We start from the raw sequence: 13,506 nt of genomic DNA, 5'->3' as shown, positions 1-13,506 counted from the left end.
GCGCCCGCCATGATCAGCGCGAACGGCACCGCTGCCGGCGGCTTGGCCAAGATCTCGAGGCTCTGCGGGTCGTCGAGATACTTGCCGACCGCAGCCGACACCTGCGCCGTCAATTCGGGATTGTTGAGCTGCGCCATGCCGAAAGGCACGATCGCCTTGGCCTGGTTGGCGATATCCTTGCCGGACATGCCTTGCTGCTTGCCGACATAGTCCAGCACCTTGTTGGTCAGCGAATCGTCGTCGAAGCGGATCGAAGCGCTGTTGAACGAAAGCTGCTGCAAGATGCCGAGCATGGCCATGCCTTGCGCCGAATTGTCGGCGCCTTCGGGCTGCGCCGCCATCTTCTTCTGCGCCTCCTGCAGCGATTTGATGACGTCAAGCGTGTAGCCGCCGAGACCGAAGGTCATGCCGAGCGTTCCGGCATTGTCGACGGAGATGTCGTATTTCGACAGCTCCATCTTGCCGTCCGAAGGCTGCCAGGTGCCCGCCATTTCAAGGTTTCCGGTGATGTTCTGGTAGCCGAGCGCGTTGATCGCGTCTTTGGACTTCGGATCCTCGATCAGCGTCAGGTCGGCATTGAACTTTTCCGTCGTGCCGGAAAATTCCATCGCCTTGCCGTCGGCCGGCGGCGTGATCTCGATGGCAAGCCCGTCCATCGAGAAGGCTGTCTTGTCAGCGACCTTGACCGTCATGTTGTCGAGCTCTGCCGATTTGTACATCATCAGCGAGCCCAGCGGGCCCGTGGCGCCGTCGGCCGGAACCGTCATGTCGTGGATGATGAACGGGCTGAGGTTGAGCGTGACGCCGTCCTCGCTGTGCTGGAACGCCGCAGTCGAGACCGTTTCGATTTCATAACCGCCGTTGGCTTCGGTCACCCCTTCGAGTGTGACGTCGCCGAGCTTAAGCGCTTCCTTTTCGGCCGCCGGTTTGACGGCGACGCCTTGCAGCACCATGCTGGAGGCATCGCCCGTCACCCCGGTCCATGAGATGTCGACGCCCTGGGCGGCGAGAGCTGCCTTCAGCCGGTCGGCGACCGCAGCATCCTGCGCGAAGGCCGCGTTCAGCGGCAGCGTCAGCAGGAAGGTCGAAAAAGCGAGCTTGTTGAGTGTCGAGCGTCTGATCGTCATCGCGGTTCCCTGAGCGTGTCCTGAGATTATTTTCAATTCTTTGCGCCGTCACCCTTCCGTGACGAACTGGACGGGAAAAAGGCGTTCTCCCGCACAATGGTCGAAAACCATGGCGAAAGGCAAATTCGATCCATCGCGCCCCCGATCCATCGCGCTTGCCATAGAGGGGGGATGTAACCAATTGATGTTGGTCGTTGCTGGAGTGCGTCCGGTTCGTGTTGCAGAAGGCGCCTCACATCCAAGCGCCTCTTGCCGCGAATCACCCGCTCGGCTAGTCCCAGCCCATGGGAAAAAGGCTTTTACCGCCTGGCGATGGCGGTGGCGACAACATCGAGCCGGTCGATCTGAAGAAAGCGCTGGAAGAGCGCTATCTCGCCTATGCGCTGTCGACCATTATGCACCGGGCGCTGCCGGATGTGCGCGATGGGCTGAAGCCGGTCCATCGCCGCATCATGCATGCCATGCGGCTGCTCAGGCTCAACCCCGACCAGGGCTTCGCCAAATGCGCCCGCATCGTCGGCGAGGTGATGGGCAAGTTCCATCCGCATGGCGACCAGTCGATCTACGACGCGCTGGTGCGGCTGGCGCAGGATTTCTCGATGCGTTATCCCCTGGTCGACGGCCAGGGCAATTTCGGCAATATCGACGGCGATAACGCCGCCGCCATGCGCTACACCGAAGCGCGCATGACCGATGTGGCGACCGAGCTGCTGTCCGGCATCACCGAGGATGCGGTCGACTACCGGCCGACCTACAATGAGGAGGACGAGGAGCCGGTCGTGCTGCCCGGCGCCTTTCCGAACCTGTTGGCCAACGGCTCGTCCGGAATTGCAGTCGGCATGGCGACTTCGATCCCGCCGCACAATGCCGCGGAGCTCTGCGACGCCGCGCTTCATCTGATCGAGCATCCCGATGCGCCGGTGACGACGCTGATGGACTTCGTTCAAGGACCGGATTTCCCGACCGGTGGCATCATCGTCGACAGCCGTGCCTCGATCCTCGAAGCCTACGAAACCGGTCGCGGTGGTTTCCGCGTCAGGGCGAAATGGAGCCAGGAGGACCAGGGCAGGGGCACCTGGAGCATCGTCGTCACGGAAATCCCCTACGGAGTCCAGAAGGCGCGGCTGATCGAAAAGATCGCCGAGCTTTTGATGGCGCGCAAATTGCCGCTGCTCGAGGACATCCGCGACGAGAGCGCCGAAGACGTCCGCGTCGTGCTGGTGCCGAAGAGCCGTTCGGTCGATCCCGGCATCCTGATGGAATCGCTGTTCAAGCTGACCGAGCTTGAAAGCCGCTTTCCGCTCAACATGAACGTCCTGTCGCGCGGCAAGATACCCAACGTGCTGTCGCTGAAGGGCGTGCTCAAGGAATGGCTGGATCACCGCCGCGAGGTGCTGATCCGCCGCTCCAGGCATCGCCTCGGCGAGATCGAAAGGCGGCTGGAGATACTCGCCGGCTATCTGATCGCCTATCTCAACATCGACGAGGTGATCAGGATCATCCGCGAGGAGGACGAACCCAAGCAAGTGATGATGGCGCGCTGGTCGCTTACCGACAACCAGGCCGAAGCCATCCTCAACATGCGGCTCAGGGCCCTGCGCAAGCTCGAGGAATTCGAGATCCGCAAGGAATTCGACGGCCTCACCACCGAGAAGAAGCAGATCGAGGCGCTGCTTGCGTCCGACGCCAGGCAGTGGTCGACGATCAAGTGGGAAGTCTCCAGCATCCGCGAGAAATTCGGACCGGAGACCGAGCTCGGCAAGCGCCGGACCCAGTTCGCCGACGCGCCCGAACATGACCTGACCGACATCGCCCATGCCATGATCGAGCGCGAGCCGGTCACCGTGGTCGTTTCGGAAAAGGGCTGGCTCAGGGCGATGAAAGGTCACCTGACCGACCATTCGTTGCTGACCTTCAAGGAGGGCGACAGCCTCAAGCTCGCCTTCCACGCCCAGACCACTGACAAGGTGCTGGTCTTCACCACCGGCGGCAAGTTCTACACGATCGGCGCCGACCGGCTGCCGGGTGGGCGCGGCCATGGCGAACCGATCCGCATCATCGTCGACATGGACAACGACCAGGACATCGTCACCGCCTTTGTCCATGATCCCAAGCGCAAGCTGCTCTTGGTGTCGCATGACGCCAATGGCTTCATCGTGTCGGAAGAAGAGGTCGTCGCCAACACCCGCAAGGGCAAGCAGGTGATGAACGTCAAGGCGCCCGACGAGGCCCAGCGTTGCGTGACGGTCGCCGGCGACCATCTCGCCATTGTCGGCGAGAACCGCAAGATGCTGGTCTTCCCGCTCGCCGAGATCCCTGAGATGGGTCGCGGCAAGGGCGTCCGCCTGCAGAAATACAAGGATGGCGGCGTCCTCGACCTCAAGACTTTCACGCTCGAAAGCGGTCTCTCCTGGCAGGATTCGGCCGACCGCACCTTCGTCAAGTCGCGTGAAGAGCTGATCGAATGGATCGGTGCTCGAGCCTCGGCCGGACGCATGGTGCCGAAGGGATTCCCGAGGACGGGGAAATTCGGGTAGCTGCTAATCTCCCCCCTTGAGGGGGAGATGTCGCCGAAGGCGACAGAGGGGGTCGGCACGTCCTGACGCGACCTCTTATTGTGGACTGAGGACGCCGGCGCTTTATGCGCGGCGACCCCCTCTGGCCTGCCGGCCATCTCCCCCTCAAGGGGGGAGATATCCAAACATTTGGAATGTCGTCACGATTGCTGCACTATATCAGTGCATAAGTATCGCTACATGAGCCGTTTGGGAGAAATGAGCATTTGAAGGAAGCTAGGATTCGGAAACCGGAAGGCCAGCAGCGCCTGTTTGGCCTGTCGACGCCGCTCAGATCCGCCGTCATTCCGCCGCTGTCGGCGGCGCGCTGGCTTCTGGTGCTGATCGTTGCCGCCGGGGTCTATTTCTTTCATGGTTTCCTGGTCCCGGTACTGGCCGCGCTTGTCATTGCCTTTGCCAGTTGGCCGCTCTATCGGCGGTTGCTCGCTGGTGTCGGCGGTAACCGTACGATCGCCGCGACATTGGCGATCCTGTTCATCCTCACCTTCCTGGTGGTGCCGATCGCGCTCGCCGGCGCCTACGCCACAAACGAAGTCCGCGAATGGGTCGGCTGGGCGATCGAGACCAACCGCGAAGGCGCGGTGACGCCGCACTGGATCGCCACGCTGCCCGCGGTAGGCGAGTGGCTGAACGAGCAGTGGACGCGCAATCTCGGCCATCCCGGCGGCATCGGCGAACTGATCCAGCTGATCAGCGGCGCCAACATCGGCAGCATCTACCGCGGCGTGCTGGCTGCCGGCGGCAGCGCCTTCGGCCTTCTGCTGGCGCTGCTGTTCATGATGATCGCGCTGTTCTTTGCCTATCGCGACGGCGAGCATTTTGCCGGGCAGATCGACCGTCTCGGCGAACGCATCCTGCCGACCAGATGGGAGCGGATTTCGCGTGTCGTGCCGGCGACGATTTCCTCGACAGTGACCGGCATGACCATTATCGCCATCGGCGAAGGGGTGGTGCTGGGCGTGGCCTACTGGCTGGCCGGTGTGCCGTCGCCGGTGACGCTCGGCGCCCTGACCGGCATCATGGCGCTGATCCCCGGCGGCGCACCGCTGTCCTTCACGCTTGTCTCGATCTATCTCGCCGCCAGCGGCTCGCCGATGGCCGGGTTGGCGCTGTTCATCTGGGGGAGCGTCGAACTGTTCATCGTCGACAAGACATTGCGCCCTAAACTGGTCGGCGGCCCGATAAAGCTGCCGTTCCTGCCGACCTTTTTCGGCCTGATCGGCGGCGTCAAGACGATGGGCTTTCTCGGCCTGTTCATCGGCCCGGTGCTGATGGCATTGCTGGTCGCGATCTGGCGCGAATGGCTGCGCGAGGTGGAATTGGCCGACGAGCTTGCCCCCGCAGCGCCGGACGACCTGGAAGGTGCTCCGCCGCAGATCGATATCGTCGCGGAGCACGCCGCCGCGAGGAAGAGTCAGGCCGGGTGACTGACCGCAAGGGTGGTGCGGCGCCTGCGCCCCTCATGCAGCTGCCATAGCGAATGGGCGACCAGTGTGACGATCAGGATCGCGCCGCCGATCAGGCTGTTGCGCGACGGCGCTTCGGCAAAGATCATCCACATCCAGACCGGCGCCAGCACGGTTTCGAGCAGATAGAACATCGCCACCTCCGGTCCCGAAACATATTTCGGTCCGTTGGCGAGGCAGAAGAACGAGATCGGCATGATGACGGCGCCGTTGAAGATGATCCACCACGGCGCGTTCACCTGAAGGCCTTCGCCTGAGACCATGAACACCGCGACGGCCAGGGGCAGGATCACGCCGATCAGCGATGTGAACCCCATGTCCTTGCCGCTGGCGCGCGAGATGGTGATGGCCAGGGCGATGAAGAAAGCCGAGCACAGCGCCATGAGATCGCCGAACAGGTGCCCGGTGCCGATCGAATCGCCGACGATGATCGCGACGCCGAGGATCATGACCAGCATCGCGACCACGGTGACCGGTCGCGGCCGCTCCTTCAGGAACACCCAGGACAGCAGTGCCGCGAACACGGTGTTGAAGGCCAGGATGAAGACCAGATTGGCGGTCGTGGTGTAATAGATGCTGGTGACGAAGGTGACTGAAGTCAGCCCGTAGCATATGGCGACAACGAGCCCCGACCAGCCGGGGATGAGCTGCGGCGCGTTCCGGCTCAGCGAGCGCCAGACGGCCCAGATGATCAGCGCCGCGACCAAGGTGGTGCCGGTGCGCAGCAGGAGGATCGTCCATGCGCCGCCGTCGGCCAGGCGGATCAGTGGAATGTCGACGGTCAGCGTCAGGCCGCCAATGGCGGTGATGAGAAGGCCCTTCTGGTGATCGTTGTGGGACGACATGTGGCAATTCTCGCAATGAATGTGGAGGCAGGCGCAAAATTGGCCCAGCGTCTGTCCTTCCAGCCAAGCGGCCGAAAACCAGCAGCATCCTCTCCGTGGAAACAGTTTAAGATCGGATTTTGGAAAAACTATTCAGCGCGAAACCGCTTCGTGGTCGTAGCGTTCCCAGCCTTTGGGGCCGAGATGCTCCTGCGGCATGAAGCGCATCTTATAGTTCATCTTGCGCGAGCCGTTGACCCAGTAGCCGAGATAGACATGGGGCAAGCCCATCGCTCGGGCGCGGGCGATGTGATCGAGGATCATGAAGGTGCCGAGCGAGCGGTCCTCGAAGTCGGGATTGAAATAGGAATAGACCATCGACAGGCCGTCGGCCATCTTGTCGGTGAGCGCTACCGCGATCAGCTCGCCCTGGCCCTTGCCAGTGATGAAGCTGTCGGGGCCGCGGCGCCGGTATTCGATGACCTTGGTGTCGACGTGCGTGTCCTCGACCATCATGGCGTAGTCGAGCACCGTCATGTCGGACATGCCGCCGCGGCGGTGGCGGGCATCGAGATAGCTGCGGAACAGCGAATACTGCTCGGTGGATGGTTGCGCGTCGTGCATGGCGCCGATGAGGTCTGAATTGTGCTGTATCACCCGCCTCATGTTGCGGCTGGCGGTGAATTCCTGGGCCAGGATGCGCACCGAAACGCAGGCGCGGCAGGTCTCGCAGGCCGGCCGGTAGGCGATGTTTTGCGATCGCCGGAAGCCGCCTTGCGTCAACAGGTCGTTCATCTCCGACGCCTTGTCGCCGACCAGATGCGTGAACACCTTGCGCTCGAACTGGCCCTCAAGATACGGGCACGGCGACGGCGCGGTCAGGAAGAACTGCGGCGACTGGGTTGGATGCTGCGTCATCGAACCTTGGAAACACTCCTGCGAATCATCATACCTTTGGCGCGCGCAGCGAAAAATTCAACAGGATTGTGAAAGCGCGCCGAGCGGACGCCTTCACTTTGCACATAAACGCTCGCGGGGGACTCGCGAAAGCTGTCCTCAGCGGTCACTGCGGCTGACCACCGTGCCCAACAGCAGGTCGTGCAGCGTACGCTTGCGGTCGGCAAACAGCGACACCAGGAGGACCAGCGGCGTCAGGATAACGTTGCCGGCCCAAAACAGCACCGAATGCACCACGGCCGTCAGCCCGTCGATGCGGGTGCCGTCGAGGCGGTCGAGCCGGATACCCATCATCTTCATGCCTGTCGTGGCCTGGTCGGTGCTGCCGAGCGTGTTCCAGATGTAGAGGATGGCGACGGCCGGCACGAGGACGGAAAACAGCATCCAGCCGAGGCCGAGCGTCAAGATCCCGAGGAAGAACACCAGGATCGCGAACGGGATGGTGAGCAGCGCGACGATGCAATAGTCGATGATGAAGGCGAGGACACGCCGCGTGCGCACGCCGTCATAGGCCCTGATATCATCGAGCCTGGTGGTGATGATTTCGCCGTCGAGAACGCGCGCGTTCATGTCATTTCCTCGTAATCAGGCCCGGGATAGGGTGCGGGCCGCCTGGTGTTGAAATGGTGAAGTCTCGCGACGGAATCAAGATCGGGCGTTTGCACGGCATGCGACTGCAAGCAGCGCCGAACCTAGCCTGGATCGGTTGAATTTGCAGCGCGGATGGCGTTAGTTTGCTGCGGCGCAGCATATCAGGCGGGCGAGGGACGGGGCAACATGGACTATGACATGCTGGTCATTGGCAGCGGCCCTTCCGGGCGCCGTGCCGCGGTGCAGTCGGCCAAGCTTGGCAAATCCGTTCTGGTGGTCGACAGGGGACGGCGTCTTGGCGGTGTTTCCGTGCATACCGGCACCATCCCGTCGAAGACGCTGCGGGAAACTGTGCTCAACCTCTCCGGCTGGCGCGAGCGCGGCTTCTACGGGCGCGGCTACCGGGTCAAGCAGGACATTTCGGTCGGCGACCTGATCGAGCGCCTGCACAAGACACTCGATCATGAAGTTGAGGTGCTGCAGCACCAATTCATGCGCAATACGGTCAAGAGCGCACGCGCCGGGGTCAAATTCCTCGGTCCCAACAGAGCGAGCCTGACGACAGAAACCGGCGACTATAGCGAAGTCGGTTTTGCGCATGCGCTGATCGCAGTCGGCACCCGCCCGCACCGGCCGCGCGACGTGCCCTTCGACAAGACCCGTATCTTCGACAGCGACGAGATGCTGGAGCTCGAGCGCCTGCCGCGCACATTGACGGTGATCGGCGCCGGCGTCATCGGCGTCGAGTACGCGACGATCTTTTCGGCGCTCGACGTGCCGGTGACGCTGGTCGAGCCGCGCAACACCATCCTCGATTTCGTCGACCGCGAGATCGTCGACGACTTCATCCATCAGATGCGCGACCGCGGCATGACCATCCGGCTGGGCAGTGCGATCAAGGAGATCGCCTCGAAACCCGACTACGCCGAGGTGACGCTTGCCGACGGCCGCACCATACGCTCGGAGATGGTGCTCTATGCCGCGGGGCGCACCGGCAATGTCGGCGCGCTCGGCCTGGACGTGGTCGGCATCGAGTCCGACTCCCGGGGCCGCATCAAGGTCGATCCGCAGACCTTCCGGACCAGCGTGCCGAACATCTATGCCGCCGGCGACGTCATCGGCTTTCCGAGCCTCGCCTCCACGTCTATGGAACAGGGCAGGGTGGCCGCCTGCCATGCCTTCGGCGTGCCCTTGCCGCCGCCGCCGGAAACCTTTCCCTACGGCATCTACGCCGTGCCGGAAATCTCGACGGTCGGCCAGTCCGAGGAGCAGGTGCGCGAGAGCGGCGGCGCGTATGAGGTCGGCGTGGCGCGCTTCCGCGAAACCTCGCGCGGCCATATCATGGGCGTGACCACCGGCTTCCTGAAGCTTCTGTTCTCGATCGAAACACGCCGGTTGCTCGGCGCGCATATCGTCGGCGAGGGCGCGACCGAACTCATTCACATTGGCCAGGCGGTGATCAATCTCGGTGGCACCGTCGATTTCTTCGTCAACAACACGTTCAACTATCCGACGCTGGCCGAAGCCTACAAGATCGCCGGGCTGGATGCCTGGAACCGCATGGGGCGAGCGTAAAACCACGGCTCATCAGTTCGCCTGCGCGACGGCGATTGCCGGGCCCGCCAGCCATCGCCTGACGATTTCAGCATCCCGATCGCCGATTTCATGGCCGGAGGCGATGGTGCGGGCCTCGACCTCGGCACCATGTGATTCGAGCAATGCGACCAACGCCGGCGCGAAGGGCGCGTAGGTCAGGTCGGCGGCACCTGCGATGATCAGCACGCGCGCTTTGGACAAGTCGGCTGGTGGAACGTCGTCGAGCACCGGCATCGGGCGCAGCAATGCTGCCCGTTCGATGAGGCCGGAATGCAGCAGCATCACGCTCGAAACCAGATTGGCGCCGTTCGAATAGCCGAGAAAAATCGTTCGGGAGAGATCGAGACCGTGGCGCTTCGCGGCCTCGGTGACGAAGCCCGCGAAAGCGTCCGCCTCGGTGCGGATGCTCTCCTGTTCGAAGCGCGTCGGCGTGACCCTCGCGAACCAGCGGAAACCGTCCTCCTGGGCGATGCGTCCACGGACCGCCAGCAGCACGGCGCGCGGTGAGATTTGCCGCGCCAGCGCCACCAGCGTCGTCTCGTCGACACCGGATCCATGCAGCAGGAAAAGGCATTCGCCGCTCGAATCAACAGGTCGATAGAGCCGGTAGAAAAAGCCCAGATCATGCCGCAAAATGCCATCTTCCGGAGGTTTTTCCGCCATAGTTCATCCCTTTGATTTCGTGATGGTTTTGTTCATTTGCCGGCTTCAAAACGGAATATTTTCGGGCTCCTTCAAAGTTGATTGAACCGGGCGCATTTCAGTCCGTTTCTTCGCCGATATGCTCCTGCGGGAGGAATCGAAGCGGTGCGTCCGGCGGTCGCATCGATTGCCGGCATGAACAACCAGCTTTGAGGCCTTTTATCGATGACCGTGCCAAATTCACCGGATCGCGCTAAGCGTATCCGGGATATGCGTATCCCGGATACGCGTATCCAGGAGCGCGATACGCGTATTGACGTGTTCCGCGCTCTCGCTCTGCTGATCATATTTGTCGACCATGTCCCGGGGACGGTTTTCGAAACCCTGACCTACAAGAATTTCGGCTTTTCGGATGCCGCGGAGGCCTTCGTGCTGATCTCCGGCATGTCCGTCGCGCTTGCCTACGGCTCAAAATTCGAGCCCGGAAACCGGCTCATGGCGACACTGAAATTGTGGCGCCGCGCCGGCGTGCTCTATGTCGCCCACATCGTCACGACGATGGCGGTGATGGCGATCTTCTGCGCGGCGGCGGTGTTCGCCAAGCGGCCGGACATGCTGACGCTGATCAACATCGAGCCATTGATCAGGAACCCGCAGCAAGCGCTGATCGGCATCGCCACGCTTGGCCATCAGCTCGGCTACAACAACATCCTGCCGGTCTATGCGGTGCTGCTGCTGATGGCGCCAATCTTCCTGCTGTTCATCAGCCACAGGCCTTTGGCGGCGCTCGCCGTATCCGGAACTCTGTGGCTGGTTGCTGGGATCTACCAGATCGCCCCGCCGAATTATCCCGAGCCCGGCTTTTGGTTCCTCAATCCGCTGTCGTGGCAGTTCCTCTTCAACATCGGCCTGGCAAGCATGCTGCATATCAGGCGCGGCGGCACCATTCCGGTCAATCGCTGGCTGGTCGGCGCCTCGGCGATCTATGTCGCGGCGGCATTGGTCTGGGTGCACAGCCCGCTATGGGGGCACGTGTCGTGGCTGAACCTGCCCGTGGTGCTGACCGGCTTCGACAAGACGTTCCTGTCGCTGCCAAGGCTGCTGCACATCCTGGCGGTGAGCTACCTGATCGTGGCGTTTCCTTCCGTCTCGAACCTGTTCCGCACCGGCCGCGACCATCCGCTCGCCATATTGGGCAAACGATCGCTGCCGGTTTTCATCGCCGGCACGGTGCTTGCCATGGCGGCGCAGGTGATGAAGCTGATCAACCCCGGCGGGTTTGCCTATGACAGCTTGTTGATCGCCGCCGGCATCGCCATGCAGTTCGCGCTCGCCTATTATCTCGAATGGCTGTCGGGTCTTGGACGGTCCGGCAAGAGCAAGCCGGTCCGCAGCGGGGCGCCGCCTATCCATGCGTCCTTCGGGGCGGGAGCCATGGCGGCAGGCATCAATCGATAGGCGTCCGGCTTAAGCTGTTTTGGGCGGCGGTCCGGAAGATGCCCTGACGACGAGCTCGACGTCGAGCGTCTCGCGCCGCACCGTGCCGTCGAAATCGAGGATCGTTCGCGCTGCCCTGCGGCCGATCTCGGCGATCGGCTGAGCGATCGTGGTGAGCGCAGGATCGCAAAGTGCTGCGTCAGGCACGCCGTCGAAGCCGACGATGGAGACGTCGCCGGGAACTGCGATGCCCCGCGCGGCCAGCCATTCGATCGCGACCATGGCCATCCGGTCCGACATCGCCAGGATGGCTGTCGGCGGCTCTGCCGAGGCGAAGATCGTTTCGAGGCCGGCCCTTGTGCTGGCTTCGTCGTTTTCGGTCTCGTATACCGGAATCCCGGCGGTATCGACGCCGAACCGGGAAAGCGCCTCGAAATAGCCGACGAGGCGATCGCGTGTGCCGGTATAGGCGGCCGTCCGGACTTGGCTCGGCGAAACAAGACCGGTGCTGTCGTCGGCGAAAGGCAGCGCCAGAACGGCAAAGCGCCGATGGCCAAGCTCGGCGAGATGCTGCGCTGCCAGGCGGGCGCCGGCGACATTGTCGACGCCGATCGCGGAGACCGTGTCATCCTCCGAACCGAGTTCGAGCGCGACGAAGGGGAGCTTTCGTTCACGCGTCAGCTCGACGAGGCGCGGACCTCCCTCGATGCAGAACAGGATAAAACCGTCGACCAGCGCGCTCTGGATGTTCCAGGCAAGTTTTTCCTCATTGCCGGCCGATACCAGCGCGATGCCGGCGCCGGTGGCGTCACATGCCTCGGATATCCCGGCCATCATCGCGCGGGCAAAGGGATCGTTGAAGAAATAGGACAGCGGCTCGGTCGTGGCGACGCCGATCGCGTTGACCTTGCCTGCGCGCAGCAGCCGGCCCTTGGGATCCGGACCCGCATAGCCCATCGCCTCGGCCGCTGCCTTGACCCGTTCGCGGACTTCCTCGCGCACGATCTCGGGACGGCTGAACACGTTGGAGGCGGTGCCGTGTGAAACCCCGGCGGCCTTGGCGATGTCGGCCAGCCGGATAGGCCTTGTATTGCGTTCGGTGGATGACGCCATTTTTCTGCCTCCAGACAGCTACCTAGCACCTTTGTTGGATCGATTCAAATTTTTGCTTGACATTGGTGCGGGCAGGTATATTTTTGAATCGATCCAAGTTTGGCGCCTACCGTCGATTGGATCGATTCAGGAAGGAGAGAGCCATGCACCCCGTCAATTATCTGTTCGAAGACATTTACCGCAACGACTGGAGCATCACCTCGAACACGGTGACCCGGACACGTCGCGGCAGCGCCGGTCCATGGATCCGCGACCTGCGTTTTCTCGTGGAGCGCAAGCGGAGCTGATCGGTTGCGCTTTTTCGTGCCTGCCGATTGGATCGATTCAAATTGGAAAAAGGAGCCTAGCCATGCATCCGATCAGACATTTGTTCGAAGACATCTATCGCAACTATTGGGGCATCTCGCCGGCCACCGATCGGCCGGAGCGGCGCCGCCTGACCAAACCGGCCGCACGCAATCGCAACCTGCCGGTCCAGCCCGAACGCCGGCAAGATAGGCCATCGTCTGACTGACCGTCGTTTGGCTGAAACGGAGCCCGGCCGTTGCCTCCAACCGCCGCACTTTGAGGCGGGGAGGGAATGCCGTCTCAGGAGCGCGGGCGCACCAGCGCCGAGGCTGCAATCGCCAGCCAGCCGGCGATGAGCAAGGTGCCGCCGATCGGCGCCGACAGCGGGAAAAGCCGCGAGTTGAGGAAGTCTCGGGCGAGGAGATCGCTGCAGAACAATACAAGCCCGACAAGAAGGATAAGGCTTGCGATTCGCAGGATACGGTTTGCGCCGACGAGCCCGATTGCAAGAAAGACCGGCGCATGCATGAGCAGGAAGGACGCGACCGTGCCGACGAAAGCGCCGCCCAGATGCGCCGCCGCGGCGGACAGCGCCACGCCGGCCGCGCCGCACAGGCCGCCGACGAAAACGAAGATGCGGCCGCTGCCGCTTGCTGGTTGCTCGGCCGTGCTCATGTCGCTGGTCTCCGTGAACTAATGTAGTCCGCAAACGGTGTCACGACTTGCCGACCTGCGCCAGCATGTCGCGCGCGCGGCGCGACTGGACCAGCCAGTTATACGCGGCTCCGCCAGCCAACAGCACGGATGTGCCGAGAAACACCGCGCGCATGCCGAAATGACCGCCGACGAAGCCGCCGAGCAGCGGTCCGGCGACCTGTCCGACATATTG

13 protein-coding genes and 1 pseudogene are annotated in these 13,506 nt (G+C 62.7%); 6 read left to right on the top strand and 8 right to left on the bottom strand.

What is annotated here, in order from left to right:
* The coding region (locus EOC93_RS29045; protein WP_127206317.1) for a hypothetical protein at positions 1-1,127 on the bottom strand (1,127 nt) is incomplete at its 3' end.
* A gap of 284 nt (positions 1,128-1,411) precedes the next feature.
* On the opposite strand from EOC93_RS29045, the gene parC reads away from it, so the two are divergent.
* Both parC and EOC93_RS29035 read left to right on the top strand, forming a co-directional pair.
* Positions 1,412-3,664 (top strand): DNA topoisomerase IV subunit A, encoded by a 2,253-nt coding sequence (parC, locus tag EOC93_RS29040; RefSeq protein WP_095485734.1) that lies wholly within the window; start codon positions 1,412-1,414, stop codon positions 3,662-3,664.
* Positions 3,665-3,909: 245 nt separating this feature from the next.
* The gene (locus EOC93_RS29035) at positions 3,910-5,130 is read left to right on the top strand and encodes an AI-2E family transporter (protein WP_127206316.1); all 1,221 of its coding nucleotides are present in this window, start codon (positions 3,910-3,912) and stop codon (positions 5,128-5,130) included.
* Here the strand turns inward: EOC93_RS29035 and EOC93_RS29030 are convergent.
* The 3 genes from EOC93_RS29030 to EOC93_RS29020 form a co-directional block, all read right to left on the bottom strand.
* On the bottom strand, positions 5,118-6,014 hold the full coding sequence (locus tag EOC93_RS29030) for a DMT family transporter (RefSeq protein WP_127206315.1): 897 nt from the start codon (positions 6,012-6,014) through the stop codon (positions 5,118-5,120). The two genes, EOC93_RS29035 and EOC93_RS29030, sit on opposite strands and share 13 nt — an antisense overlap.
* 132 nt (positions 6,015-6,146) lie before the next feature.
* Positions 6,147-6,911: an arginyltransferase gene (locus EOC93_RS29025; protein ID WP_095485737.1), complete on the bottom strand. Its 765-nt coding sequence runs from the start codon at positions 6,909-6,911 to the stop codon at positions 6,147-6,149.
* A 138-nt stretch (positions 6,912-7,049) separates the two neighbouring features.
* Positions 7,050-7,520 (bottom strand): RDD family protein, encoded by a 471-nt coding sequence (locus tag EOC93_RS29020; protein WP_095485738.1) that lies wholly within the window; start codon positions 7,518-7,520, stop codon positions 7,050-7,052.
* Between the two features lie 207 nt (positions 7,521-7,727).
* Between EOC93_RS29020 and sthA the strand changes: the two genes are divergently transcribed.
* Positions 7,728-9,116 carry a Si-specific NAD(P)(+) transhydrogenase gene (sthA, locus tag EOC93_RS29015; protein ID WP_127206314.1) on the top strand — a complete coding sequence of 463 codons (1,389 nt, stop codon included), beginning with the start codon at positions 7,728-7,730 and terminating at the stop codon, positions 9,114-9,116.
* Between the two features lie 12 nt (positions 9,117-9,128).
* On the opposite strand, the gene EOC93_RS29010 is transcribed toward sthA, so the two are convergent.
* Positions 9,129-9,800, bottom strand: coding sequence for an alpha/beta hydrolase (locus EOC93_RS29010; RefSeq protein ID WP_127206313.1), 672 nt, complete (start codon positions 9,798-9,800; stop codon positions 9,129-9,131).
* A 249-nt stretch (positions 9,801-10,049) separates the two neighbouring features.
* Here EOC93_RS29010 and EOC93_RS29005 point away from each other — a divergent pair, with 249 nt between their 5' ends.
* A complete protein-coding gene (locus tag EOC93_RS29005; RefSeq protein WP_245461572.1) occupies positions 10,050-11,237 on the top strand; it encodes an OpgC family protein in 1,188 nt (395 codons plus the stop codon).
* Between the two features lie 9 nt (positions 11,238-11,246).
* On the opposite strand, the gene EOC93_RS29000 is transcribed toward EOC93_RS29005, so the two are convergent.
* Positions 11,247-12,329 (bottom strand): LacI family DNA-binding transcriptional regulator, encoded by a 1,083-nt coding sequence (locus EOC93_RS29000; protein ID WP_127206311.1) that lies wholly within the window; start codon positions 12,327-12,329, stop codon positions 11,247-11,249.
* Between the two features lie 143 nt (positions 12,330-12,472).
* Here EOC93_RS29000 and EOC93_RS28995 point away from each other — a divergent pair, with 143 nt between their 5' ends.
* Together EOC93_RS28995 and EOC93_RS34260 are read left to right on the top strand one after the other, a co-directional pair.
* Positions 12,473-12,616 (top strand): hypothetical protein, encoded by a 144-nt coding sequence (locus EOC93_RS28995; protein WP_127206310.1) that lies wholly within the window; start codon positions 12,473-12,475, stop codon positions 12,614-12,616.
* Between the two features lie 62 nt (positions 12,617-12,678).
* Entirely contained in the window at positions 12,679-12,843 is a 165-nt protein-coding gene (locus tag EOC93_RS34260) for a hypothetical protein (RefSeq protein ID WP_164759313.1), read from the top strand.
* Positions 12,844-12,917: 74 nt separating this feature from the next.
* Here EOC93_RS34260 and EOC93_RS28990 read toward each other — a convergent pair whose 3' ends face one another.
* Both EOC93_RS28990 and EOC93_RS35100 read right to left on the bottom strand, forming a co-directional pair.
* A complete protein-coding gene (locus tag EOC93_RS28990; RefSeq protein ID WP_127206309.1) occupies positions 12,918-13,292 on the bottom strand; it encodes a DUF423 domain-containing protein in 375 nt (124 codons plus the stop codon).
* A 40-nt stretch (positions 13,293-13,332) separates the two neighbouring features.
* Positions 13,333-13,506 (bottom strand): annotated as a pseudogene (locus tag EOC93_RS35100) (multidrug efflux MFS transporter); the annotation flags it as partial.

Source organism: Mesorhizobium sp. M6A.T.Ce.TU.002.03.1.1 (assembly GCF_003997275.1).
Taxonomy (GTDB): Bacteria; Pseudomonadota; Alphaproteobacteria; order Rhizobiales; family Rhizobiaceae; genus Mesorhizobium; species Mesorhizobium mediterraneum.
The sequence above is the reverse complement of the archived record's forward strand: the minus strand, read 5'-3'. Positions and strand labels throughout refer to the sequence as shown.

Excerpts from the sequence above, each read along its gene's own strand:
- EOC93_RS29020 (WP_095485738.1), bottom strand. The coding sequence starts at position 7,520 with ATGAACGCGCGCGTTCTCGACGGCGAAATCATCACCACCAGGCTCGAT.
- EOC93_RS29000 (WP_127206311.1), bottom strand. The coding sequence starts at position 12,329 with ATGGCGTCATCCACCGAACGCAATACAAGGCCTATCCGGCTGGCCGAC.
- EOC93_RS34260 (WP_164759313.1), top strand. The coding sequence starts at position 12,679 with ATGCATCCGATCAGACATTTGTTCGAAGACATCTATCGCAACTATTGG.
- parC (WP_095485734.1), top strand. The coding sequence starts at position 1,412 with ATGGGAAAAAGGCTTTTACCGCCTGGCGATGGCGGTGGCGACAACATC.
- sthA (WP_127206314.1), top strand. The coding sequence starts at position 7,728 with ATGGACTATGACATGCTGGTCATTGGCAGCGGCCCTTCCGGGCGCCGT.
- EOC93_RS28995 (WP_127206310.1), top strand. The coding sequence starts at position 12,473 with ATGCACCCCGTCAATTATCTGTTCGAAGACATTTACCGCAACGACTGG.
- EOC93_RS29005 (WP_245461572.1), top strand. The coding sequence starts at position 10,050 with ATGCGTATCCCGGATACGCGTATCCAGGAGCGCGATACGCGTATTGAC.
- EOC93_RS29025 (WP_095485737.1), bottom strand. The coding sequence starts at position 6,911 with ATGACGCAGCATCCAACCCAGTCGCCGCAGTTCTTCCTGACCGCGCCG.
- EOC93_RS28990 (WP_127206309.1), bottom strand. The coding sequence starts at position 13,292 with ATGAGCACGGCCGAGCAACCAGCAAGCGGCAGCGGCCGCATCTTCGTT.
- EOC93_RS29030 (WP_127206315.1), bottom strand. The coding sequence starts at position 6,014 with ATGTCGTCCCACAACGATCACCAGAAGGGCCTTCTCATCACCGCCATT.
- EOC93_RS29010 (WP_127206313.1), bottom strand. The coding sequence starts at position 9,800 with ATGGCGGAAAAACCTCCGGAAGATGGCATTTTGCGGCATGATCTGGGC.